The organism is Paracoccus sp. P2 (assembly GCF_046335115.1).
GTDB lineage: Bacteria > Pseudomonadota > Alphaproteobacteria > Rhodobacterales > Rhodobacteraceae > Paracoccus > Paracoccus pantotrophus.
The window spans coordinates 56,556-80,875 of the sequence record NZ_JBGOSN010000007.1 but is presented as its reverse complement, the minus strand read 5'-3'; the positions used below and the strand labels follow the sequence as shown (position 1 = coordinate 80,875).

20 protein-coding genes, 1 tRNA gene and 1 pseudogene are annotated in these 24,320 nt (G+C 65.2%); 13 read left to right on the top strand and 9 right to left on the bottom strand.

Translation table 11 applies throughout. The features are described from left to right. Window positions 1–9: 9 nt before the first annotated feature. The 6 genes from ACDP63_RS06810 to ACDP63_RS06785 form a co-directional block, all read right to left on the bottom strand. Window positions 10–786: a ParA family protein gene (locus tag ACDP63_RS06810; RefSeq protein ID WP_024842826.1), complete on the bottom strand. Its 777-nt coding sequence runs from the start codon at window positions 784–786 to the stop codon at window positions 10–12. After that, on the bottom strand, window positions 779–1,360 hold the full coding sequence (rsmG, locus tag ACDP63_RS06805) for a 16S rRNA (guanine(527)-N(7))-methyltransferase RsmG (protein WP_024842825.1): 582 nt from the start codon (window positions 1,358–1,360) through the stop codon (window positions 779–781). Before rsmG ends, ACDP63_RS06810 begins: the two co-directional genes overlap by 8 nt. Next, window positions 1,360–3,219 (bottom strand): tRNA uridine-5-carboxymethylaminomethyl(34) synthesis enzyme MnmG, encoded by a 1,860-nt coding sequence (gene mnmG / locus ACDP63_RS06800; RefSeq protein WP_024842824.1) that lies wholly within the window; start codon window positions 3,217–3,219, stop codon window positions 1,360–1,362. The genes rsmG and mnmG overlap by 1 nt, the downstream gene beginning before the upstream one ends. 8 nt (window positions 3,220–3,227) lie before the next feature. Next, window positions 3,228–4,487 carry a tRNA uridine-5-carboxymethylaminomethyl(34) synthesis GTPase MnmE gene (gene mnmE / locus ACDP63_RS06795; RefSeq protein ID WP_024842823.1) on the bottom strand — a complete coding sequence of 420 codons (1,260 nt, stop codon included), beginning with the start codon at window positions 4,485–4,487 and terminating at the stop codon, window positions 3,228–3,230. 16 nt (window positions 4,488–4,503) lie between these two features. After that, window positions 4,504–5,775 carry a transcription termination factor Rho gene (rho, locus tag ACDP63_RS06790; RefSeq protein ID WP_024842822.1) on the bottom strand — a complete coding sequence of 424 codons (1,272 nt, stop codon included), beginning with the start codon at window positions 5,773–5,775 and terminating at the stop codon, window positions 4,504–4,506. A 125-nt stretch (window positions 5,776–5,900) separates the two neighbouring features. After that, window positions 5,901–6,347: a CopD family protein gene (locus ACDP63_RS06785; RefSeq protein ID WP_024842821.1), complete on the bottom strand. Its 447-nt coding sequence runs from the start codon at window positions 6,345–6,347 to the stop codon at window positions 5,901–5,903. Between the two features lie 587 nt (window positions 6,348–6,934). On the opposite strand from ACDP63_RS06785, the gene ACDP63_RS06780 reads away from it, so the two are divergent. From ACDP63_RS06780 to ACDP63_RS06735, 10 genes and pseudogenes are all read left to right on the top strand, one after another. Beyond that, complete coding sequence (locus tag ACDP63_RS06780; protein WP_024842820.1) at window positions 6,935–8,173, top strand: aromatic ring-hydroxylating oxygenase subunit alpha; 1,239 nt, start codon at window positions 6,935–6,937, stop codon at window positions 8,171–8,173. After that, window positions 8,173–9,249, top strand: a complete 1,077-nt coding sequence (locus ACDP63_RS06775; RefSeq protein ID WP_024842819.1) for a hybrid-cluster NAD(P)-dependent oxidoreductase — start codon at window positions 8,173–8,175, stop codon at window positions 9,247–9,249. The genes ACDP63_RS06780 and ACDP63_RS06775 overlap by 1 nt, the downstream gene beginning before the upstream one ends. Window positions 9,250–9,408: 159 nt before the next feature. Continuing rightward, on the top strand, window positions 9,409–12,492 hold the full coding sequence (fdnG, locus tag ACDP63_RS06770) for a formate dehydrogenase-N subunit alpha (protein WP_081750439.1): 3,084 nt from the start codon (window positions 9,409–9,411) through the stop codon (window positions 12,490–12,492). After that, window positions 12,489–13,487: a formate dehydrogenase subunit beta gene (gene fdxH, locus ACDP63_RS06765; RefSeq protein WP_024842816.1), complete on the top strand. Its 999-nt coding sequence runs from the start codon at window positions 12,489–12,491 to the stop codon at window positions 13,485–13,487. The genes fdnG and fdxH overlap by 4 nt, the downstream gene beginning before the upstream one ends. Beyond that, complete coding sequence (locus tag ACDP63_RS06760) at window positions 13,487–14,173, top strand: formate dehydrogenase subunit gamma (RefSeq protein WP_024842815.1); 687 nt, start codon at window positions 13,487–13,489, stop codon at window positions 14,171–14,173. The genes fdxH and ACDP63_RS06760 overlap by 1 nt, the downstream gene beginning before the upstream one ends. A 24-nt stretch (window positions 14,174–14,197) precedes the next feature. After that, a complete protein-coding gene (fdhE, locus tag ACDP63_RS06755) occupies window positions 14,198–15,106 on the top strand; it encodes a formate dehydrogenase accessory protein FdhE (protein ID WP_409927873.1) in 909 nt (302 codons plus the stop codon). Window positions 15,107–15,125: 19 nt separating this feature from the next. After that, window positions 15,126–16,943: pseudogene (selB, locus tag ACDP63_RS06750) on the top strand (selenocysteine-specific translation elongation factor); the annotation flags it as partial. A 114-nt stretch (window positions 16,944–17,057) separates the two neighbouring features. Beyond that, a tRNA-Sec gene (locus ACDP63_RS06745) sits at window positions 17,058–17,153 on the top strand. A gap of 20 nt (window positions 17,154–17,173) precedes the next feature. Next, window positions 17,174–18,229, top strand: a complete 1,056-nt coding sequence (locus ACDP63_RS06740) for an aldo/keto reductase (protein WP_024842811.1) — start codon at window positions 17,174–17,176, stop codon at window positions 18,227–18,229. Window positions 18,230–18,313: 84 nt separating this feature from the next. Then, a complete protein-coding gene (locus ACDP63_RS06735; protein ID WP_024842810.1) occupies window positions 18,314–19,279 on the top strand; it encodes an NAD(P)H-dependent flavin oxidoreductase in 966 nt (321 codons plus the stop codon). Between the two features lie 121 nt (window positions 19,280–19,400). Here the strand turns inward: ACDP63_RS06735 and ACDP63_RS06730 are convergent, their stop codons facing one another. Next, complete coding sequence (locus ACDP63_RS06730; protein ID WP_024842809.1) at window positions 19,401–20,204, bottom strand: response regulator; 804 nt, start codon at window positions 20,202–20,204, stop codon at window positions 19,401–19,403. A 93-nt stretch (window positions 20,205–20,297) separates the two neighbouring features. On the opposite strand from ACDP63_RS06730, the gene ACDP63_RS06725 reads away from it, so the two are divergent. The 3 genes from ACDP63_RS06725 to ACDP63_RS06715 are packed head-to-tail and all read left to right on the top strand — an operon-like array spanning window position 20,298 to window position 22,834. Continuing rightward, window positions 20,298–20,444 carry a NepR family anti-sigma factor gene (locus tag ACDP63_RS06725; RefSeq protein WP_019352327.1) on the top strand — a complete coding sequence of 49 codons (147 nt, stop codon included), beginning with the start codon at window positions 20,298–20,300 and terminating at the stop codon, window positions 20,442–20,444. Between the two features lie 5 nt (window positions 20,445–20,449). Further along, entirely contained in the window at window positions 20,450–21,043 is a 594-nt protein-coding gene (locus ACDP63_RS06720; protein ID WP_024842808.1) for an RNA polymerase sigma factor, read from the top strand. A gap of 9 nt (window positions 21,044–21,052) precedes the next feature. After that, on the top strand, window positions 21,053–22,834 hold the full coding sequence (locus ACDP63_RS06715) for a histidine kinase dimerization/phosphoacceptor domain -containing protein (RefSeq protein WP_024842807.1): 1,782 nt from the start codon (window positions 21,053–21,055) through the stop codon (window positions 22,832–22,834). A gap of 157 nt (window positions 22,835–22,991) precedes the next feature. Here ACDP63_RS06715 and ACDP63_RS06710 read toward each other — a convergent pair whose 3' ends face one another. Together ACDP63_RS06710 and ACDP63_RS06705 are read right to left on the bottom strand one after the other, a co-directional pair. Further along, complete coding sequence (locus tag ACDP63_RS06710) at window positions 22,992–23,384, bottom strand: GFA family protein (protein WP_024842806.1); 393 nt, start codon at window positions 23,382–23,384, stop codon at window positions 22,992–22,994. Window positions 23,385–23,419: 35 nt separating this feature from the next. Further along, a complete protein-coding gene (locus ACDP63_RS06705; protein ID WP_024842805.1) occupies window positions 23,420–24,298 on the bottom strand; it encodes a YihY/virulence factor BrkB family protein in 879 nt (292 codons plus the stop codon). Window positions 24,299–24,320: the final 22 nt, after the last annotated feature.

The following is a 24,320-nucleotide window of genomic DNA, read 5'->3' as shown; positions in this document are numbered from 1 at the left end:
AATTCCTCCTCAGGCGGTCGCGAATTGACGGGACAGGAACTCGGCAGCCAATTCGCGATAGGCGTGGCTTCCCTTGGAGTTCGGATCGTATTGCAGCACCGGCATGGCATGGGACGGCGCCTCGGACAGCCGGACATTGCGCGGAATCACCGTGCGATAGACCAGCCCGGAAAGGGTGTTGCGCGCATCTGCCTCGACCTGCTGCGACAGGTTGTTGCGATTATCCGCCATGGTCAGCAACACGCCCTCGATCCGCAGGTCGGGATTGGCGGTCTGGCGAACCTCGCGCACGGTCATCAGCAGTTGCGAAAGCCCCTCCAGCGCATAGAATTCGGCTTGCAGCGGCACCAGGACGCTGTCCGAAGCTACCATGGCATTGACGGTCAGAAGGCCAAGCGCCGGCGGGCAATCGATCAGGATATAGTCCAGCTCCGCAGGAACCGTCAGCTTTCGCCGCAGGAGCTGGGTCCGGCCGGAACGATTGGACAGTTCGAAATCTGCCGAGGCCAGATCCCGATTGGATGGGACAAGACGAAGGTTGGCGATCGCCGTGTCGCGCAGGGTCTCGGATAACGCCTGCTCGCCGGTCAGCAGATCGTAAGAGGTCAGAACCCGATCCTCCAGCGCCACCCCAAGTCCTGTCGAAGCGTTGCCTTGCGGATCAAGATCTATGATCGCGACCCGCTGGCCTTGCTCGGCCAGGGCAGCGCCAAGATTGATCGCCGTGGTGGTCTTTCCCACGCCGCCCTTCTGGTTTGCAACGGCAATGATGCGTGTCTCATGCATGGCGAACTTCCGTAATTTCCAGAATGGCCGCGTCAGGGTCAGTCGTGCTTTGATGGGGCTTTAGTTCGAATTTCCAATCGGTTCGCGCCTGAGCGACCTCGTCCTGCCAGTTTCGGCCCTTCATGAGCCATGCCGTTCCAGATGCGCTCAGGTGCCGGTCCACATATGCCATGAGCTGAGGAAGCGGGGCAAGGGCCCTTGCGCTGATATTGGCAGCATCAAGCCTATCCACGGCCTCGATGCGCTTGCACAGCACTCGCGCATGCGGCAGCGCCAGCTCACGCAGCACATTGCGCAAGAAGGCAGCCTTGCGTTGGTCGCTTTCCACCATGGTCAATTGCAGCTCAGGCCGCATGATCGCCATCACGACACCGGGAAATCCGCCACCGCTGCCCAGATCGACCCAATTTCCCGGAGAATTTTCAGCAATCTCGGCCAATTGCAAGCTGTCCGCGATATGCCGGGTCTCGATCTGCTCTACCGTGGACGGTGCGATCAGGTTGATCGCCGGGTTCCATTTCCGCAGCAACCCCACATAGGCAGCAAGACGCTCTGTTTCACGTGAAACACCCATCACGCGGTTTTCCGGGCACCAATGCGGATCACGGCGAGAATCAGCGTCAAGGCCGCGGGAGTCATGCCCTCGATCCCCGCGGCCGCGGCGAGGGTTCCGGGCCGATATCTGTTCAGCTTGGATTTGAGTTCATTTGACAGGCCCGAAAGCGCATCATAGTCGAACTCGGCCGGAATGACCACGGACTCTTCCTTGCGCAACAGTTCGGCATCTTTGCCCTGGCGGTCCATGTATTGATGATAGAGCGCATCCGCTGCCAGTTGCGCAATAGTGGCCGGGTCGTACGAAGAAAGCTCGTCGTCCAGTGCAAGAACTTGATCTTGCGGTATTTCCTGCTGAGCAAGCAGCGCGAACAGGCTGCGCCTAACACCATCTTGCCGCACCTCGATCCCGGCTCGGGAAAGTTCCGTAGGGGTAAGGCTTACGGATTCGGCCCGAATCCGCGCCGCGGAATAGCGCCGCATCTTTTCGGAGAACGCCTGCTGGCGCGCTTGCCCCACGCAGCCGATCTCAATCCCCAGCGGGGTCAGGCGCTGGTCTGCATTATCCGCCCGCAGAGAAAGGCGAAATTCTGCGCGGGAAGTAAACATCCGGTAAGGTTCACTGACGCCTCGGGTGGTAAGATCGTCGATCATCACTCCGATGTAGCTTTGAGAACGGGAGAAATGCAGCATCTCTCGGCCTTGCGCTTTCAGCGCGGCATTGAGGCCCGCCACCAAGCCTTGCGCTGCGGCCTCCTCATAGCCGGTCGTGCCGTTGATTTGTCCGGCAAGGAACAGCCCCGACAGGGCCTTGGTTTCCAGCGTCGGCGTCAGCGCCCGCGGATCGACATAGTCATATTCCACCGCATAGCCGGGCTGCACGATTTCAGCCGCTTCCAGGCCGCGGATCGACCGGACATAGGCCAGCTGGACATCTTCGGGCAAGGATGTCGAAATGCCATTGGGATAGACCAGATCACTGTCCAAACCTTCTGGCTCCAGGAAAATCTGGTGCGAATCCTTCTGGGCAAAGCGGACGATCTTGTCTTCGATCGATGGGCAGTAGCGAGGCCCCACCCCATCAATGCGGCCGCCATACATCGCCGAACGGGCCAGGTTGTCGCGGATGATCCCGTGGGTTTCTGGATTCGTATGGGTAATCGCGCAGCTGATCTGCCGTATCTTCGGGCCCGAGGACAGATAGGAGAACATTGTCGGCTCATCGTCGCCCGGTTGCTGATCCAGGCTTTCCCAGTCGATGCTGCTGCGAAGAATGCGCGGGGGAGTGCCCGTTTTCAGTCGACCCAGCGGTAGGTTGAGCGGGCGAAGCGATGCAGCAAGCTGCACCGATGCCGGCCCGCCCCAACGGCCGGCGGGACGGGTCACATCGCCTATGTGAATCAACCCGTTAAGAAAGGTTCCCGTGGTCAGGATGATCTGCCGGGCCTGCAATTCTGTGCCATCGGCCAGCCGCAAACCGCGCAACTCGGCCTGTTCATGCAGCAATTCGGCTGCTTCGCCAAGCACCAGGGACAAGCCGGCCTGCCCGGCCATGACCCGCGCCGCAGCGGCTCGATAGATCTTGCGGTCAGCTTGTGCGCGCGGTCCCTGCACAGCAGGCCCCTTGCGGCGATTCAGCAGCCGGAACTGGATGCCGGCGGCATCGGCCAGTCTTCCCATGACACCGTCAAGCGCATCGATTTCACGCACCAGGTGGCCTTTTCCCAACCCGCCAATCGCGGGATTGCAGGACATCGTACCCAGATCATCGCGATTCAGCGTTATCAGCGCGGTTTCCGCGCCCATGCGCGCAGCAGCCATGGCGGCTTCCAAACCGGCATGGCCTCCACCAATCACGATTACGTCGAATTGTTTCACGTGAAACCCTATTTTCCGATACAGAAGGAACTGAAGATCTCGTCCAGATAATCCTCGGCCCCCACCCGCCCAACCATCATCGCCAAAGCTTGTGCCGCTTGCCGCAAGGCTTCGGCAAGAAACTCCGGTGCGGTGCTATACTCGACTTCAAGGGCTGCCAGGGCGCGCTGCAAGGCTTCCGCCTGCCTCTTGTGTCCCACCAGCCCGGACGCTGCCGCCCTGACTCGCAGGCGATCATAGACCAGATCCAGCAATTCCGCGACCCCTTCCCCGGTCAGGCCCGAGATCGATATTCCTGCGCCTCGCCCAAGATCTGCCTTGGCACGAACGATGATATCGTCCTCCTTCGCGGCTTCGCCGGCAAGCCCATCAACCGAAAGGTGGATGCGCAAGTCGGCCTCGGCCGCTTTCTGCACCCCCCGCGCAACCCCCATGGCCTCCACGGGATCACTGCTTTCGCGCAACCCGGCCGTATCCAGGAAGGTCACCGGCAAGCCGCGCAGATCGGTATGAAGTTCCAGAATATCCCGCGTCGTCCCCGCGATCTCGGAAACCAGGGCGATGTCGCGCTGGCCGATGCGATTCAGAAGCGTCGATTTCCCGGCGTTCGGCGGCCCGATTATCGCCACGACATAACCTTGCCGCAACCGTTCGGTCGCCGGATAGCCTGCCAGCATCAGCCGGATATCGCTACGAACCGCCTCGATCAAATCCAGCGCCTCTGCCGGAACCTCCTCGGGCACCTCCTCATCGGCGAAATCGATGCTGGCTTCGATCAGGGCCCCGGCACGAACCAACTTGGCGCGCAGTTCATCGGCCTTTCGACCCAGTTCCCCTTCTGTTGCCCGCATTGCCAGCTTTCGCTGTGCTTCCGTCTCAGCGGAAAGCAGATCGGCCAACCCTTCGGCTTCAGCCAGGTCCATGCGGCCATTGAGAAAGGCCCGGTTGCTGAACTCTCCTGCCTCGGCCCTTCGCAATCCCCGGGCCAGAAGCGCCTGCGCCAGCCTGTTGGCAATGACCGGCGCACCGTGCAGATGCATTTCGGCCACTTCCTCACCCGTAAAGCTGTGGCCTTCCTCGAACCAGATGACCAACGCGCGGTCAATCAGATCCTCTCCGTCCCGCAGCGCCCGCAGCGCCGCCATGCGCGGCGTCGCCACTGGTCCGGCCAAGGATTCCAAGACCGCACGCGCCTTCGGTCCGCTCAGGCGGACGACGGAAACCCCCCCTCGGCCGGGCGGGGTGGCCTCGGCAAAGATCGTATCCACCGCATCCTCCGCGCCGTCAGGCGTTCATCGAATCGAAGAATTCGCTGTTGGTCTTGGTCTGCTTCAGCTTCGAGATCAGGAATTCGATCGCATCCGTGGTTCCCATCGGGTTCAGGATGCGCCGCAGCAGATAGGTCTTTTGCAGATCCTTGGCATCCACCAGCAGTTCTTCCTTGCGGGTGCCGGACTTGAGGATGTCCATCGCCGGGAACACGCGCTTGTCGGCCACCTTGCGGTCCAGAACGATCTCGCTGTTGCCGGTGCCCTTGAATTCCTCGAAGATCACCTCGTCCATGCGCGAGCCGGTATCGATCAGCGCCGTGGCGATGATGGTCAGCGAACCGCCTTCCTCGATGTTGCGCGCCGCGCCAAAGAACCGCTTCGGACGCTGCAAGGCATTCGCATCGACGCCGCCGGTCAGCACCTTGCCCGAACTGGGCACCACGGTGTTGAAGGCCCTACCAAGTCTTGTGATAGAATCCAGAAGGATAACAACATCTCGTTTATGCTCGACCAGGCGCTTGGCCTTTTCGATCACCATTTCCGAAACGGCGACATGGCGGCTGGCGGGTTCGTCGAAGGTCGAGGAAATGACCTCGCCCTTCACCGAACGCTGCATGTCCGTCACCTCTTCCGGCCGCTCGTCGATCAGCAGCACGATCAGATAGCACTCTGGATGGTTCTTCTCGATCGAATGGGCGATGTTTTGCAGCAGCACGGTCTTGCCGGTGCGTGGCGGCGCCACGATCAGCGAACGCTGGCCCTTGCCGATCGGCGCCACCAGGTCGATGATCCGGGCGGAACGGTCCTTGATGGTCGGATCCTCGATCTCCATCTTCAGCCGCTCATTGGGGTAAAGCGGCGTCAGGTTGTCGAAGGCGACCTTGTGGCGGGCCTTTTCGGGATTCTCGAAATTGATCTTCTCGACCTTGGTCAGGGCGAAATAACGCTCATTCTCGCCCGGCGCGCGGATCACGCCCTCGACCGTGTCGCCGGTGCGCAGGCTGTGCTGGCGGATCATGTCGGGGCTGACATAGATGTCGTCAGGACCCGGCAGGTAGTTCGCCTCGGGCGAGCGCAGGAAACCGAAACCGTCCTGGACCACCTCCAGCACGCCGTCGCCGCCGATCTCGAAGCCCTCCTCGGCATGTTCCTTGAGGATCGAGAACATCATCTCGCCCTTGCGCATGGTCGAGGCGTTCTCGATCTCCCATTCCTCGGCCATGGCCAGCAGATCGGCCGGGCTCTTGGCCTTGAGATCGGACAGGTTGAGACGTTCTTCGGTCATATCTAGCCTATGGGCGCGCGCTGCCCGACGCATGATCGGCCCGCGCAGGAAACTGTGTCAGGAAAAATCCGCCGGACGGCGGATGCCGCGTCACATAGGCATAATCCGCGCGCGAGTCAATTCTTCTAGAATTTCACGATCACCGACAGCACGATCAGGACCATCAGCAACGTCGGCACCTCGTTCATCATCCGATAGCGCCGCCCGCTCAGGCCCCGGCCCTGCAGCAGCGCCTTGCGCTGGCCGGCCAGCCACATGTGAAACCAGGTCATGCCCAGCACGCCGGCTGCCTTGGTCCAGGGCCAGATCATCGTCCAGTCCACGATTCCCGGCGTCAGCACCAGCGCAAGGCCGGCGATCCAGGTCACGATCATCGCCGGATTCATGATCAGCCGCAGCAGCTTGTCCTCCATGATCTGGAAGGATTGCGCTGGCTCTTGCCCGATATGGCCGCGTTCCGCGTGATAGACGAACAGCCGCGGCAGGTAAAACAGCCCCGCCATCCAGGAAAGCACCGCCATGACATGCAACGCTTTGATCCAGGGGTAAGCAAGGGGCAGGAAATCGTTCATGGCACACCTCCGCCGTCCTCTCTCTATCAAAAAGAAATGAAGATAAAGATAAGGATGATGATGTTGTTGGGCCTGTGGATGACTGGAAATCCTGGCTCCGCCTTGACCTTCCCCAGACCGCGGCGCTTGGGGAAAAAAACACCGTTAACGATTTGTTAACGAAAAATTCCATCACAAACAGCATGATAAGCAAAAACCACCTGTGGATAAGTTTGTGAAAATTTTTCTTTTCCACAGCTTGTGGGTGGTTTGCAGCCGGTTATGGACATGTGGAGAAGCCGGCTCCGTTCCTGCTCTGTCCCAAGCGGCGATCCGTAGACATGGAAAAGGCCGCGCGATCTCCACAGATTCGACCTCCCGAGTCGCGGCCGTTTATCCCCAGGCTTATACCCGCGCTTGCTGGCGGCGTGGCAGCTGCTTCCGAATGACCCCTTTCGGGGCCTGCCTGTCTCTGGAGGCGGGGCTCGGGGCTACGCAAAAGCGCCCGAGGTGCGTTTGCGTCATCCGGGCGTCGCATTTGGCGAATTGCGACCCGCCAAAGCGGTGCAATGCTTTGCCAAGGACGCCCCTTGTGACGGAATCAAGCCATGCTGAACACAGCCGAAATCCTGGACCAGCTCGCCAACCGGCGAAAGAACTTCTCGCTCAGCCGCGACCTCTATTGCGACCAGGGCGTCTACCAGGCCGATCTGGAGAATCTCTGGTATCGCGAATGGGTGTTCGCCATCCCTTCCTGCGACATTCCCAAGACCGGCAACCACGCCACCTTGCAGATCGGGCAGTATCCGGTGGTGATCGTGCGCGGCGCCGACGGCCAGATCCGTGCCTTCCACAACGTCTGCCGCCATCGCGGCCAGCGGCTGTGCCCCAAGCAGAACGGCAGCTCGCCCAAGCTGGTCTGTCCCTATCACCAATGGACCTACGACCTCGACGGCAAACTGCTGTTCGCCCGCGACATGGGGCCGGATTTCGATGCCTCGAAATACAGCCTCAAGCCGGTCCATTGCCGGACCGAGGGCGGCATGGTGTTCATCTGCCTGGCCGACAACCCGCCGGATTTCGAGCCGCTGGGCGGTTATCTGCGTGATTACGTCGGCGCCAGCGACCTCGCAAACGCCAAGGTCGCCTTCACCTCGACCATCGTCGAGAAGGGCAACTGGAAGCTGGTGATCGAGAACAACCGCGAATGCTACCATTGCGGCGGCAGCCATCCCTCGCTGTGCCGGACCTATTCCGACAACCCGCTGATGACGGTGATGGAGGGGCCCAACGCCGCCTCGCCCGAGATCCTGGCGCATTGGAACCGCTGCGACCAGGCCGGCCTGCCCGCGCGCTTCGTGAACGAGCCGGGGATGCAATGGCGCTTCGCCCGCGTGCCGCTGCTGAACAATGCCGAAAGCTTCACCATGTCCACCAAGGCGGCGGTGAACCGGCGCATGGGCACGATCCCGTGGAACGACGCCGGCAGCCTGATGTTCTATCACTTCCCGTCCAGCTGGAACCACTTCCTGCCCGACCATGCCATCGTCTTCCGCCTGCTGCCGATCTCGCCCACCGAGACCGAGGTGACCTCGAAATGGCTGGTCCACAAGGATGCGGTCGAGGGTGTCGACTACGACCTGCAGAAGCTGACCGAGGTCTGGCTGGCCACCAATGACGAGGACCGCCGCGTGGTCGAGGAGAACCAGAAGGGCATCCTGTCCCCGGCCTATGAGCCCGGCCCCTATTCGCCCCACCAGGAAGAGGGCGTGATCCATTTCGTCGACTGGTATGTGCGGCAGATGCTGGATCGCCTGTCGCCGCGTCCGGCCATGGCGGCGGAATAATGGCGGTCCTGGTCAAGGCATTCGGCGACAAGCCGTGGAAGGACGACGAGCCGCTGGAATGCGTGATGGTGGTGCCCGAGACCTCGGACACCGCCACCTTTACCTTCCGCGCGCCTTCGGGGGCCTGGTTCGATTATCAGCCCGGCCAGTTCGTCACCCTGGACCTGCCGGTTCCGGGCGGCAACGTGCAGCGCACCTATACGATCAGCTCCAGCCCGTCGCGGCCGCTGTCCATCTCGGTCACGGTCAAGGCGCAGCCGGGCAGCGTCGGCGGGCGCTGGATGATCGACCACCTGCGGCCGGGCATGCGGCTCAAGGCCTTCGGGCCGGCGGGGATTTTTTCCTTCGTCCGGCACGAGGCGCCGAAATACCTGTTCATCTCGGCCGGTTCGGGCATCACCCCGGTAATGTCGATGACCACCTGGGCCTGGGATTCGGGAGAGATGCCGGACATCGTCTTCGTCCATGCCGCGCGCAGCCCTAGCGAGATCATCTTCCGCCAGCGGCTGGAAGGCATGGCCGACCGGGTGCCGGGGCTGCAATTGCGCTTCACGGTCGAGGACTCCGACCCGTTCCGCACCTGGCACGGCTATCGCGGCCGGCTGAACCAGATCATGCTGGGCCTGATGGCGCCGGACTACCTGGAGCGCGAGGTGTTCTGCTGCGGGCCCGAGCCCTTCATGCAGGCGGTGCGCGACATGCTGATCGCGCTGGGCTTCGACATGGACCATTACCACCAGGAAAGCTTCGGCGCCCCGATCCGCACCGAGGCCGAGGCCCCGGTGCTGGACGACGTGGTCCCGGACGAGGACAGCGCCGCCCAGATCACCTTCGAAAGTTCAGGCGTGGTGGCGAAATGCAACGAGACCGACACGGTGCTGGCGGTGGCCAAGGCCAATGGGCTGAACATCCCTTCGGGCTGCACCTTCGGCCTGTGCGGCACCTGCAAGATTCGCAAGACCGCCGGCGAAGTGCATATGGTCCATAACGGCGGCATCACCGACGAGGATATCGAGGAGGGCTATATCCTGGCCTGCTGCTCGCATCCGATCGGGGCGGTCTCGGTCGAGGTCTGACCGGCACCACGGTCACAGCATGGCAAAAACCCCCGGTTTTTCTGGGAAAAGGGGCGGGCCGAAAGGTTCCGCCCCTTGTCCTGCCGCGCTTGACAGAACTACCATACCGGGTGATCCTGACCCGGTACCTATCTCTACGACAGGCAAAAGGAGGGCACGATGAATATCGACCTCTCGCGGCGCGGTTTCCTGAAACTGGCGGGTGCGGGTGTCGCGGCGACATCGCTGGGGGCCATGGGCTTCGGCGGGGCGGAGGCGGCGGAACAGGCGCATGTGCGTGCCTTCAAGCTGGCCTCGACGACCGAGACGCGCAATACCTGCCCCTATTGCTCGGTCGCCTGCGGCGTCATCATCTATTCCGACGGCGACCTGAAGGCCGGCGAAGAGGCCAGGGTCGTCCATATCGAGGGCGATGCCGACCATCCGACCAATCGCGGCACGCTTTGCCCGAAAGGCGCGGCGCTCAAGGACTTCGTCAATGCCGAGACGCGCCTGACCACGCCGCGCATCCGCCGGCCCGGCGCAGCCAGCTTCGAGGAGATCTCCTGGGAAGAGGCGCTGGACAAGATCGCCCGCGCGCTCAAGGACGACCGCGATGCCAACATGGTACTGACCAACGACGACGGCGTGCCCGTCAACCGCTGGACCACCACCGGCTACCTGGCGGCCTCGGCCACCACCAATGAAACCGCATGGCTGACCTACAAGGTGGTCAGGTCCATGGGGATCGTCGGATTCGACAACCAGGCGCGCGTCTGACACGGCCCCACGGTGTCCAGTTTGGGCCCGACATTTGGCCGTGGAGCGATGACCAACTCCTGGACCGACATCAAGAATACCGACCTCGTGGTCGTCATGGGCGGCAATGCCGCCGAAGCCCATCCCTGCGGATTCAAATGGGTGACCGAAGCCAAGGCCACGCGCGGCGCCCGGCTGATCGTGGTGGACCCGCGCTTTACCCGCACCGCCTCGGTGGCCGATTACTATGCGCCGATCCGGCCCGGCTCGGACATTGCCTTCCTGATGGGCCTGATCAACTGGTTGATCCAGAACGACAAGGTGCAATGGGATTACGTCCGCAACTTCACCAATGCCGCCTGGCTGGTGAAGGACGAGTTCGGCTGGAGCGACGGGCTGTTCACCGGCTACGACCCGGAAAAGCGCGACTATGACAAGTCGGGCTGGGACTATGTCATCGGCGAGGACGGCTTTGCCACCGTGGACATGACGCTGGAGCATCCGCGCTGCGTCTGGAACCTGCTCAAGGAACATGTCTCGCGCTATACGCCGGAACTGGTCGAACAGGTCTGCGGCACGCCCAGGGACCGCTTCCTCAAGATCGCCGAGATGATCGGCGAATGCTCGGCGCCCGACAAGACCATGACCTCGATGTATGCGCTGGGCTGGACCCAGCATGCCAAGGGTTCGCAGAACATCCGCGGCATGGCGATGCTGCAGCTGATCCTGGGCAATATCGGCGTCCGGGGCGGCGGGATGAACGCGCTGCGCGGCCATTCCAACATCCAGGGCCTGACCGATATCGGGCTGATGTCGAACCTGATTCCCGGCTACCTGAACATCCCGACCGAGAAGGAGCCGGACTGGCAGACCTATATGTCCAGCCGCAGCTTCACGCCGCTGCGGCCGGGCCAGACCAGCTATTGGCAGAACTATCCCAAGTTCATGGTCAGCTTCATGAAGGCCATGTGGGGCGACGCGGCCACGGCCGAGAACGACTGGGCCTATCACTACCTGCCCAAGCTGGACGTGCCGACCTATGACATCCTGCGCATGTTCGAGCTGATGGATGCCGGCCGGGTCAACATCTATTTCTGCCAGGGCTTCAACCCGCTGCTGTCCTTCCCGAACCGGGGCAAGGTCACGGCGGCGCTCAGCAAGCTGAAGCTCCTGGTGGTCATGGACCCGCTGGCGACCGAGACGGCGCATTTCTGGGAAAACCACGGCGAACATAACGACGTGGACACCGCCTCGATCCAGACCGAGGTGCTGGAACTGCCCTCGTCCTGCTTTGCCGAGGATGATGGCGCGCTGGTCAATTCCGGCCGCTGGCTGCAATGGCACTGGTCGGCGGCGACGCCGCCCGGCCAGGCCAGGCATGACACCTGGATCATGGCGCAGATCTTCCTGCGCGTGAAAAAGCTCTACCAGGAGGAAGGCGGCGTCTTCCCCGACCCGATCCTGAACCTGACCTGGGACTATGCCGACCCCGACGAGCCCTCGCCCGAGGAACTGGCCAAGGAGCTGAACGGCCGGGCGCTGGAGGATGTCTACGACACCGCCGACCCGACGAAACTGCTGACCGCCAAGGGCAAGCAATTGCTGAATTTCAGCCAGTATCGTGACGACGGCACGACCATGGGCGCCTGCTGGATCTATTCCGGCTGCTGGAACGAGGACGGCAACAACATGGCGCGACGGGACAATATCGACCCCGATGAGACCGGCGCCTATCCGAACTGGGCCTTTTCCTGGCCGCTGAACCGGCGGATCCTTTACAATCGCGCCTCTGCCGACATGCAGGGCCGGCCCTGGGATCCCTCGCGCAAGCTGCTGGAATGGGACGGCGAGAAATGGACCGGCTACGACGTGCCCGACATTGCGCCCACGGCCAGGCCCGGCGATGTCGGTCCCTTCATCATGAACCCCGAAGGCGTTTCGCGCCTGTTCACGCGGGGCTTGATGCGCGACGGTCCCTTCCCGACGCATATGGAGCCGTTCGAGTCGCCCCTGGCCAACGTGTTCAACCCGCAGATGCGCGGCAACCCGGTGGCACGGGTCTTTGCCAGCGATGCCGAGCAATTCGCCACCAGCGAGGAGTTCCCGATCGCGGCGACCTCGTATCGCCTGACCGAGCATTTCCACTACTGGACCAAGCACAACCGCATCAACGCTGCCCTGCAGCCCGAGTTCTTCGTCGAGATCAGCGAAGAGCTGGCCGCCGAAAAGGGCATCCGGCGCGGCGGCTGGGTGCGGGTCTGGTCCAAGCGGGGCGAGGTCAGGGCCAAGGCCCTGGTGACGGGACGGCTGAAGCCGATGCAATGCGGCGACAAGCTGGTGCATGTCATCGGCATCCCGCTGCACTGGGGCTTCATGGGCGCGGCGCGCAAGGGGTTCGGGCCGAACAGCCTGACGCCCTTTGTCGGCGATGCCAATGTGGAAACGCCTGAATTCAAGGCGTTCTTGGTCAATATCGAACCCGCGACAGGGGAGGCGGTGTCATGACGACCGATCCGAACCTCGACAGCCCGCGCACCGCGGTCTCGAACCCGCCGGTGCAGCCGATGCAGGCCAACCTGGGGCCGGGCGATGTCGTCCGCGCCTCGGCCATGCCCGACCTGCCGCCGCCGACGCGCGAACTGACGCCGGTGGCCAAGCTGATCGACGTATCGAAATGCATCGGCTGCAAGGCCTGCCAGTCGGCCTGCGCCGAATGGAACGACACCTATCCCGAGATCGAGGAAAATGTCGGCCTTTACGAAAATCCGCACGACCTGACGCCCGACATGTTCACCCTGATGCGGTTCTCGGAATACGAGAACCCGCAGACCGGCGATTTCGAATGGCTGATCCGCAAGGACGGCTGCATGCATTGCGCCGATCCGGGCTGCCTCAAGGCCTGCCCGGCCCCCGGCGCCATCGTGCAATATTCGAACGGCATCGTGGATTTCATCCACGAGAATTGCATCGGCTGCGGCTATTGCGTGACCGGCTGTCCCTTCGACATCCCGCGCATCAGCCAGAAAACCCATGTCAGCTACAAATGCACGCTGTGTTCGGACCGGGTGGCGGTGGGCCAGGGGCCGGCCTGCGCCAAGGCCTGCCCGACCCAGGCCATCGTCTTCGGCACCAAGGAGGACATGCTGGCCCATGCCGAGGCCCGCGTCGACGACTTGAAGTCGCGCGGCTACGACAATGCCGGCATCTACGACCCGCAAGGGGTGGGCGGCACGCATGTCTTCTATGTGTTGCACCATGCCGACCAGCCCTCGCTTTATTCCGACCTGCCAGAGCAGCCACGCATCTCGCCCGTGGTCGAGGGCTGGAAGGGCGTGACCAAGACGCTGGGCCTGGCCGCCATCGGCGCGGCGGCCGTCGGCTCGGTCCTGCACGGGCTGATGACGCGCGCCAACAAGGTCTCGGCCGAGGATGAGGTCCATGCCGAGGAACTGGTCTCGGGGCGCGAGCCCCCGATCCCGCCGGAAAGAGAGGTGCTGTGATGGCCAAGCGCATGTTCTCGGCCCCGGGCGACCATATCGAAAGCCGCCGTCCGGTTACGGTCAGCCGCTATCGCGGCATCACGCGGCTGAACCACTGGGTGACGGCGGCCAGCCTGATCGTGCTGCTGCTTTCGGGGTTGGCGCTGTTTCACCCCTCGCTCTACTTCCTGACCGGGCTGTTCGGCGGCGGGCAGATGACGCGCTGGCTGCATCCTTTCGTGGGCATCCTGCTGTTCTTCAGCTTCCTTTTGCTGTTTTTGCAGATGTGGCGGCTGAACCTGCCCCGGCCCGAGGACCGCACCTGGGTCAGCCATATCGGCGAGGTCGTCCGCGGCGAAGAGGAAAAGCTGCCCGAGCTGGGCAAATACAATGCCGGGCAGAAATTCGTCTTCTGGGCCATGTCGGTGCTGATCGTGGTGCTGATCGTATCGGGGGTGATGATCTGGCAGGAATATTTCCCGCATCTGGTCTCGATCCCGGTGCGGCGCTGGGCAGTGCTGATCCATGCGGTGGCGGCGGTGGCGATCATCCTGACCTTCATCCTGCATGTCTATGCGGCGATCTGGACCCGCGGCACCATCCGCGCCATGACCCGCGGCACCGTGACCGGCGGCTGGGCCTGGCGGCACCATCGCAAATGGTTGCGCGAACTGGCTGGACGCGAGGGCGGCGGCCCGGCAGAGTAGGCGCAAGCGACCCGAAAGGAAGCCATGTCCACCGCCCTGAAGCCTGATCCCTCGATGATCGGCGACGTCGCCAAGGTTCCCCTGGCGCGCCTGCCCGAACCCGCGGCGCTGTTCTCGACCCGCGCCGAGCGGTTCGATTTCCTGGCCGGGCACAGCCCGAACCTTGCGCCCTACCTGCGCTTCCTGGCCGGGATCTGCCGGGCGCAGGCCGATCTGGCCCGCGAACTGCCCCAGCCCGAGCCGCTGTCGCCCGAGCGGATCGACCTGGCCCGCGCCAGCCGCATGCCGCCGCTTGATCGCAACGCCATGCGCGACGGGCTGGCACAGGCGCTGCCGCTGCTGCTCGGGCGGCTGGCGGCGCTGGACATGCCCGAGCCGGCGCGGCTGGCGCTGGCGGCCTTGCAGGCGGCCGAGCCTGCGGATCTGGACTGGGTCATGGGCAATGTGCTGGCCGACACCATCCCCGAGGCCAGCGTGGCCCCGCATCTGTTCGCCGCCGCCGCCTTGCAGGTCCATGCCGCGATGCGGGCGGCGATACTGGACGCGGCGCAACTGGTGCCGATCCGCACCGGCATCTGCCCGGCCTGCGGCGGCCGCCCGGCGACCAGCATCGTGACCGAAAGCATCGGCGCCGAGGGCGCGCGCTATTGTTCCTGCGCCACCTGCCAGACGCTGTGGAACGAGGTGCGGGTGAAATGCCTCTGCTGCGGCTCGACCAAGGGCATTTCCTATCGCTCGGTCGAGACTGGCGAGGCCACGGTCAAGGCCGAGGTCTGCCGCGAATGCGACCGCTGGGTCAAGATCCTGTATCAGAACCGCAATCCCTCGCTTGAGCCCATCGCCGACGATGTGGCGAGCCTCGGCCTGGACCTGATGATGCGGGACACCGAATGGAAGCGGGGCGGCTTCAACCCCTTCCTGGCCGGCTATTGACGGCGGCTCGGCGCGGGCGATGATTGTCGGCACGGCGGGGCATATCGACCATGGCAAGACCGCGCTGGTCCGGGCGCTGACCGGCATCGAGACTGACCGGCTGGCCGAGGAACAGGCCCGCGGCATCACCATCGAGTTGGGCTTCGCCTATGCCGACCTGGGCGGCGGTGCCGTCACCGGCTTTGTCGATGTACCGGGGCACGAGAAATTCGTCCACACCATGCTGGCCGGGGCCGGCGGCATCGACCTGGCGCTGCTGGTCGTCGCCGCCGATGACGGCATCATGCCGCAGACGCGCGAGCATCTGGCGATCCTCGACCTGCTGGGCATCGCCGACGGCATGGTCGCGCTGACCAAATCCGACCTTGCGCCCCCCGACCGCATCGCCGCCCTGACTGCCCAGATCGCGGACCTGCTGGCCCCGACCGGGCTGGCCGGGGCGCCGGTCTTTCCTGTCTCGTCCCTGACCGGGGCGGGCATCGACGCCCTGCGCGCCGCGCTGGTGCAGGCCGAGGCGCAGACCGCCGCCCGCGCCGCCGAGGCGCGCTTTCGCATGGCCATCGACCGCAGCTTCACCCTGGCCGGAACGGGCACCGTCGTCACCGGCACGGTGCTGTCGGGCCGGGTCGCGCCGGGCGACCAGATCCTTCTCAGCCCCTCGGGGCTGCCGGCCCGCGTGCGGGGCATTCACGCCCAGAACCGCAAGGCCGAAACCGGCCTTGCCGGCCAGCGTTGCGCCCTGAACCTAGCCGGCGAGGGGGTGACGCGCGAGGCGATCCATCGCGGCGACGTGGCGCTGGACCCCGTGCTGCACGCACCGACCCGGCGCATCGACGTGATGCTGCGCGTGCTGGGGACCGAGCCCAAGCCGCTGGCCACCTGGTTTCCCGCCCGCCTGCATCTGGGCGCGGCGGAAACCGGCGCCCGCATCGTGCCGCTGCAAGGGCCGCTGGCTCCGGGCGAGGAAGGGCTGGCGCAGCTCGTCCTCGACCGCCCCCTGGCCGCGACCCTGGGCGAGCACTTCATCCTGCGCGACGTCTCGGCCCGGCGCACCATCGGCGGAGGCCGGCTGATCGACCTGCGCGCCCCCGCCCGCCACCGCAGCCGGCCCGAGCGGCTGGCCGTGCTGCGCGCCATGGCCCTGCCCGACCCGACCGAGGCGCTGTCGGCGCTGGCCGGGCTGGCGCTGGTCGATCTCGGTGCCTTTGCCCGCGACCGCGCGCTGGCCCCGGCCCAGCTTGACCGCGCCATCGCGGCTTCGGACATCACCATCGTCCCCGGCACGCGGCAGGCGCTCAGCCCCGCCCGGCTTCAGGCGCTGCGCCAGCAGATGCAGGCGGAACTCGCCGCCTTTCACGCCGAGAATGCCGATCTTCAGGGGCTGGGCCGGGAAAAGCTGCGGCTGATGCTGGACCCGCGCCTGCCCAAGCCCGATTTCGCCACCTTCCTGCGCACCGAGGCGGCGGCAGGGCGCATCGCGCTGGACGGCGCCTTCATCCGCCTGCCCGGCCACCTGCCCCGGCTTGCGCCCGAGGACGAGGCGCTGCTGGAGCGCATCCTGCCCCGGCTTTCGGGCGAGGAACGCTTTCGTCCGCCCCGCGTGCGCGACTTCGCCCATGCCTTCGACGCCGAGGAACCCGAGGTCCGCCGCATCCTGCGTATGGCTGCCCGCCAGGGCCGCATCGACCAGATCGCGCATGACCATTTCTTTGCCCGCGCCACCACCATCGAGATGGTCGGCATCATCCGCGACCTTGGCGCCGCCAGCCCAGACGGCTGGTTCACCGCCCCGGATTTCCGCGACCGGGTGCAGAACGGCCGCAAGGTGGCGATCCAGATCCTTGACTTCTTCGACCGGCTCGGTCTGACCTTGCGTCGGAGCGATCTTCGTCGCATCAACCCGCACCGGATCGACCTGTTCACGCCGGACAGGCCGGACGAGCGGGAACAGGGAAGAGAAGCGTCCCCGGTGGGGCGGCCGGACTTCAAATCCGGTTGGGGCAGTGAGCCTGTCTCGGGTGGGTTCGACTCCCACTCTCTTCCGCCAGATGCGACGAAAGGACGGTAATGGACAGCACGACGCTTGGCAGCAGCGGGGTTCGGGTCAGCGCGGTCTGCCTGGGCACCATGACCTTCGGCAACCAGACCGGCGCGGCCGATGCCCATGCGCAGATGGACCGCGCCTTGGCCGCCGGCATCACCTTCATCGACACGGCCGAGCTTTACCCGGTGAACCCGGTGCGGCGCGAGACCGTGGGCCGGACCGAGGAAATCGTCGGCGACTGGCTGTCCGCGCGCGGCACCCGCGACCGGGTGCAGATCGCCACCAAGGCCGCCGGCCCCGGCGACAAGGTGCGGGCCGAGGGCTTCGACGGCGCCATCCTGCGCCGCACCATCGACGCTTCGCTCCGGCGGCTGAAAACCGACTATATCGACCTCTACCAGCTGCATTGGCCGGTGCGCGGCAGCTATGCCTTCCGCCAGAACTGGCGCTACGACCCTTCGAAACAGGACCGTGCGGCGACGCTCGCGCATATGCAGGACGTGCTGGGCGCCTTGGATGAGGCGGTGCGCGCCGGCAAGGTCCGCGCCATCGGCCTGTCGAACGAATCGGCCTGGGGCACGGCGCGCTGGATCGACACGGCCGAACGCATGGGCGCGCCGCGCATGGCCAGCATCCAGAACGAATATTCCCTGCTCTACCGCGCCTTCGACACCGACCTGGCGGAACTGGCGGTGAACGAAGGGGTGACGCTCTTGGCCTATTCGCCGCTGGCGGCGGGGCTGCTGACCGGGAAATACCGCAACGGGGCCGAGCCCGCCGGCAGCCGCGCGGCAGCCGACCGGGCCAGCGGCGGGCCGGGCAACCTGGGCGGGCGGCGCACCGCCCGCGCCGATGCCGCGGTCGCCGCCTGGCATGGGCTCGCGGCCGAGCTGGGGCTGGACCCGATCCACATGGCCATCGCCTTCACCCGCCAGCGGCCGTTCCATGCGATCCCGATCATCGGCGCCACCGATCTTGCGCAGCTCGACCACCTGCTGCCCGGGCTGGACCTGCGGCTGTCCGACGAGGCGCTCAAGCGCATCGACCAGCTGCACTGCAGCCACCCGCTGCCCTACTGAGACGCCCTCGCGACGCCACGGCAGGGTTGGCAGCATGGTGCGGCGCGGGCAATCTGCCCGCGTCACCCGAGCCCGAGGAACCCCATGCTGCCCCCGATCCTGTCGCATCTGCGCATCCCCGTCGTCGCCTCGCCCATGTTCATCGTCTCGGGGCCCGAACTGGTGATCGCGCAATGCAAGGCCGGGATCGTCGGCAGCTTCCCGGCGCTCAACGCCCGCGAAAAGGACGGCGAGGCCCCGCTGCTCGACGCCTGGCTGACCCGGATCCAAGAGGAACTGGACCGCCACAACCAGGCCAATCCCGACCATCCCGCGGCGCCCTTCGCGGTGAACCAGATCGTGCATCGCTCGAATGCACGCCTCCAGCGCGATATCGAGATCTGCCACAAGCATCGCGTGCCGATCTGGATCACCAGCCTGGGCGCCCGCCCCGAGGTGAACGCGGCCGCGCATGATTGCGGCGGCATCGCGCTGCATGACGTCATCAACAACCGCTTCGCCCGCAAGGCCATCGAAAAGGGCGCCGACGGGCTCATCGCCGTGGCGGCGGGTGCCGGCGGCCATGCCGGGCCGCAATCGCCCTTTGCGCTGGTGCAGGAGATCCGCGAATGGTTCGACGGCCCGCTGCTGCTGTCGGGCGCCATCGCCACCGGCCGCGCGGTGCTGGCGGCGCAGGCCATGGGTGCGGACCTGGCCTATGTCGGCAGCCCCTTCATCGCTACCGAGGAAGCCAATGCCCAGCCCGAATACAAGCGCATGATCGTGGATTGCGGGGCCGAGGACGTCGTCACCTCCTCGCTCTTTACCGGGGTGTCGGGGAATTACCTCGCGCCCTCGATCCGCGCCGCCGGGCTCGACCCGGCCAGGCTGGAGCGTGGCGATGTGTCGGACATGAACTTCGCCGACGCCTCGTCGCGGCCCAAGGCCTGGAGCCAGGTCTGGGGCTCGGGCCAGGGCATCGGCGCGGTGCGTGAAATCCTCCCCGCCGCCCGGCTGATCGACCGCCTGGCCCGCGAACATGCCGAGGCCCGCGCCGCCCTCTGCGCCTGACCCCCGGCTTCTTCGTTCCCCAAATACCCATGCAACGGCGCGGCGGGGCGCCAGGGTCCGCGTCTTTCACCGTTTCCCAAACACTCCTTTCCAGCGCGCCACCCGGCGCGGCGGCGGTGCGTCAGGACACCGCAAGCCCCTCGGTCGAGGCAAAGAACATCGCCTGGCTGACCGCCGAGCGCACCTGCTCCTCGGAATAGGGCTTGGAAATCAGGAAGGCCGGTTCCGGCCGGTCGCCGGTCAGCAGCCGCTCGGGGAAGGCGGTGATGAAGATCACCGGGATGTCGCCCATGCTGGCAAGAAGCTCGTTCACCGCCTCGATCCCGGACGAGCCGTCGGCCAGCTGGATGTCGGCCAGGATCAGGTCCGGACGGCTTTGATGCGCCAGGTCGACGGCGGCGGCATGGGTGCGGGCGATGCCGGTGACCTCGTGGCCCATGGCCTGCACGATGCCCTTCAGGTCCATGGCGATGATGGTCTCGTCCTCGATCACCATGACCTTGCCGGTCAGCGCCTGCCCCATCTCGTTCAGCGCGATCTGCACCAGCTCCTCGGCCTCGGCCTGCGGGCATTGCATGACCTGCGCGATCTGGTCGTAGCGCAATTCCTCGATGGTGCGCAAAAGCAGCGCCTCGCGCGAATTGGGCGTCAGGCCGCGCATATGCGCCTGGGCACGGGCCTCGCGCGGGCTCTGCGCCCCCAGCTCGACCGGCTGGCCCGAGCTTTGCCAGATGGCGTGGAAGGTGCGGAACAGCCCGAGGCGGGTGTCCTCGCCATCCATCAGGCTGCGATCGGTCAGGATCGCCTCCAGCGTGGCGGCGGCGTAATTGTCGCCGGCGGTCTGGCTGCCGGTCAGCGCGCGCGCATAGCGACGCAGATAGGGCAGTTCCCGGCTGATGGACTGGGCAAGATCCGCTGCGGTCATGGCTACCTCGAAAAATGCGTCGTGTGTCGGAACCTGATCGGATAGGTAACGGTTGGGCAAGGTGCGCACAAGATTACCGGGAATAACTAAAAAATGAATACCAGGCGTGAGGAACGCAGGCGAGCAGCCATAGAAAAGCAGATCGACGAGAATCTGCGCCGCGTCTATGAGCAGGATGCGACCCAGCAGATCCCCGACAGGTTCCTGCAGTTGCTCGACAAATTGCGCGAGCAGGAGTGAACCGGATGACCGATCGGAAACCGGCGCGGACGGCCCGCCCCCAGGACCACGGCGATCCGCGGGACGAACTGGTCGATCACCTGCCGGCGCTGCGCGCCTTCGCTTTGTCGCTCACGCGCGAGGGGGCCTCGGCCGACGATCTGGTGCAGGACACCATCGTCAAGGCCTGGACCCATATCGACAAGTTCCAGCCCGGCACCAACCTGCGCGCCTGGCTGTTCACCATCCTGCGCAACACCTTCTATTCCGCCCGCCGCAAGACCCGGCGCGAGATCAGCGATACCGATGGTCTCCACGCCGCCCGCCAGGCCGCGCGGCCGGAACATGACGGCCGGCTGGCGCTGAACGATTTCCGCACCGCCTTCGAGCAATTGCCCGACGAGCAGCGCGAGGCGCTGATCCTTGTCGGCGCTTCGGGCTTTTCCTATGAGGAAGCGGCGGCGATGACCGGTGTCGCCGTGGGCACCGTCAAGTCGCGTGCCAATCGCGGCCGGCGCAAGCTGGCCGAGCTTCTGCACCTGGAAGAGGGCGAGGAACTGGAGATGACCGACCGTGCCACGCTGGCGGTGATGGCGCAGAACACCCCGATCCTGCGCTGAGATGGCGTCGTGCTGCGGCGCATCCTGGACAGGCTGGAATTCACCAAGGGCCTCGGCTTTCGGCTGGGTGGCCTGTTGTCGGTGGCGATCCTGCCCATCGGGCTGATCTCGGTCATCCAGACGCTGCACCTGTCGCGCGAATACCAGCGATCCTCGGAAATCGCGCTGCTGGGCCGCACCGCCACCGCCGCTGCCGGGGAAAGGGCGCTGTTGCAAAGTGCGCTCGGCACCGCCGATGCGCTGGGCCCGGCGGTGCTGGAGACCATGGACCGGCCGCAGGCCTGTTCCGACATCATGCGCGGGTTGGTGCAGCGCACGGTGAACTTCGTCTATGCCGGCTTCACCCGGCTGGACGGGGTGACGGAATGCTCCTCGGTGCGCGGCGTGCACGACCTTTCCGGCGAATCCGCCTTTCGCCAGTTCAGCGAAAGCCCCGGCACGCTGGTCACGACCAGCGAGGACGGGCCGGTCACCGGCAAGTCGGTGGTGGTGGTGATCCAGCCGCTTTACCGCGGGGTCGAGTTGCTGGGCTTCATCGCCGTCTCGATGTCGCATGACCTGCTGCGCTCGACCCATGTCTCGGGCCTGGGGACCGAGGGCGCGCGCATCCTGACCTTCAACAACCAGGGCGAGGTGATCTCCTCGGACCGCGAGGGCGCCGGCGACATTGCCGAGGTGCTGCCGCGCGGCAAGTCGCTGCCCTCGCTCCTGTCGCGCAGCGAGACCACCTTCCGCGACATTTCCAACTCGGGCGAGCGGCGGGTGTTCAGCGTCGTGCCGGTGGTGCCGGGCCTGGTCTATGCGCTGGGGTCGTGGAACCGCGCCGAATCCGGCATCACCGGCATCGACATCACCCGGCGCACGGCGCTGATCCTGCCGCTGATCCTGTGGGCCGCCTCGCTGGCCGTGGCCTATTTCGCCGTCTATCGCCTGGTGCTGCGCCATATCCGCGAATTGCGCAGCCAGATGCGTCGCTTTGCCATCGGCGACCGTTCCGCGCCCCCGCCGGTGCTGGCCGACGCGCCGGCCGAGATCGAGGACATGAGCCAGACCTTCCACAACATGGCCCGCATCCTGATCCGCGACGAAGAGGCGATGGAGGCCGCGGTCAACGAAAAGACCGTGCTGTTGAAAGAGGTGCATCACCGGGTCAAGAACAACCTGCAATTGATCGCCTCGATCATCAACATGCAGATCCGGGTGATCGAGCATGACGATGCGCGCCGCGTGCTGCGCTCGGTCCAGGACCGGGTGGCGTCGCTGGCGACGATCTATCGCAACCTCTACCAGGCCGAGCATCTGGATTCGGTCCAGGCCGATCGGCTGATCCGCGACATCATCAACCAGATGACCAATGCCTCGGTCGGCCCCGGCACCGGGCTGCGCATCGACACCCGGCTGGAGCCGCTGGTGCTGATGCCCGACCAAGCGGTACCGCTGAGCCTGCTGGCGACCGAGGCCTTCACCAATGCGCTGAAATATTCCGGCGTTTCCAACCCCGAGGCCGAGCCCTGGGTGCGGGTCTCGCTGCGGGCGGACGGGCCGGGCCATGCGGTGCTGGAGGTCGAGAACTCGATCGGCGCCAGCAGCCTGGCCGAGGGCACCGGCCTTGGCAGCCAGCTGATCGAGGCCTTCGCCACCCAGCTGGAAGGCGAGGCCGAGCAGGAGACGGGCGACGGCCGGTTCCTACTGCGGCTGCGCTTCCGGGTCGAGAACCTGCACAAGCGCGATGGCGCCGAGATGCCGCAGGTGGTGCTGACCTCGGCCGCCCGGCCGGGGTCGCGGCACTAGCTAGGCAAGGGGTCTGTGGCGATCCGTGCCCGGCCAGGGCAGCATCGCGGTCTTCCTGACCGGGCGCCGCTTTGGATGGTCGTCCGGCGCTGGCTGATGGGAACGGTTCTGGCGGGGCTTGCGCTGCGGATGATGGGCGAAACCTGCCGCTGCCCCCTTATTCCTCGAAGCGGCCCGTGGCGACCCGGTCCCGCTCGTATCGCCTTGCAAGCGGAAACGGCGGCAACCAGGATTCGCGGCGGATGGTCCATAGCTCATAGGTCGGCGCCAGCTGATTCGGGGCATCGAGCGAGCCCAGATTCACCTCGATCTCATCCGCGCTGTGCGCAAGGACGGACGAGCCGCAGCGGGGGCAGAAGAGCCGCCCGGCGTAATCGCGGGTTTCGCCCTCGATCGTCACCGCGTCGCGGGGAAACACTGCCGAGGCGTGAAACAGCGCCCCGTGATGCTTGCGGCAGTCGAGACAATGGCACAGGCCGACCCGCCAGGGGCGCCCGGATGCAACGATTCGAACCTTGCCGCACAGGCAACCACCGGTGAATCGCTCCATGCTGCGTCTCCTTCAAGTTCGAGCGGGCAAGCCGTTCACGATGCCTTGCCCGCGTCCTTCCGCGCCGCCTGCCGCAGCTTCTTGGCGGCGATGAAGCGGCGACGGCGGGACAGTTCCACGTTGATCAGCGCCCCCAGCATCACCGTAAACCCGCCCAGGTAGAACCACATCAGCAGCGCGATCACCGCGCCGATCGAGCCATAGATGCGGTTGTAGCTGTTGAAGCTGGCCAGATAGGCCGAGAACCCATAGGAGGCCGCCGCCCAGGCCAGCGCCGCGAAGACCGAGCCCCAGGTGAAGATCGCCGTGCGCGGCGTCTTCACGTTCGGCCCATAGCGATACAGGATGCCGATCACCACCAGCACGATGAAAAAGATCGCCATCCAGGGCAGCGCGCCGATCAGCCAGTTGCGCAAGGGCACGTCGGGCAGGAAGTTGAAGGCGATGGGTACCACGATGATCGTGGCCAGCCCCAGGGCGATCACCAGCACGATGACCAGCGTCAGCACATAGGCCAGCAGGAAGCCCATCACCGTGGAATGCGAGCGCACGCCATAGGCCGCGTTCAGGCCGCGGATCAGCCCGTCCACCCCGGCCCGCGCCGAGACGGTGGCGATGATGAAGGAAATCGCCGTGGTCCAGCCCAGCTGCGTGCGCCCGGCCGCCACCAGCGCGCTGATCTGGCCATAGATGATGTCGGCGGCGCTTTGCGGGATGAAGCCGTCGGTGGTGTGGATGTATTGCTCGATCACCTCGGGGTCGTTCCACAGCCCCCACAGCGCAAACAGCGCCGCCATTCCGGGAAACACCGCGAACATGGCATAGAAGGCCACGCCGGCGGCGATCAGGCTCATGTGGATCTTGTCCATCCGCTCAAAGACCGCCAGGACGAACTGCCACCAATCCCTGATCAAAGTTCCCGTCCTTTTTTCCGTT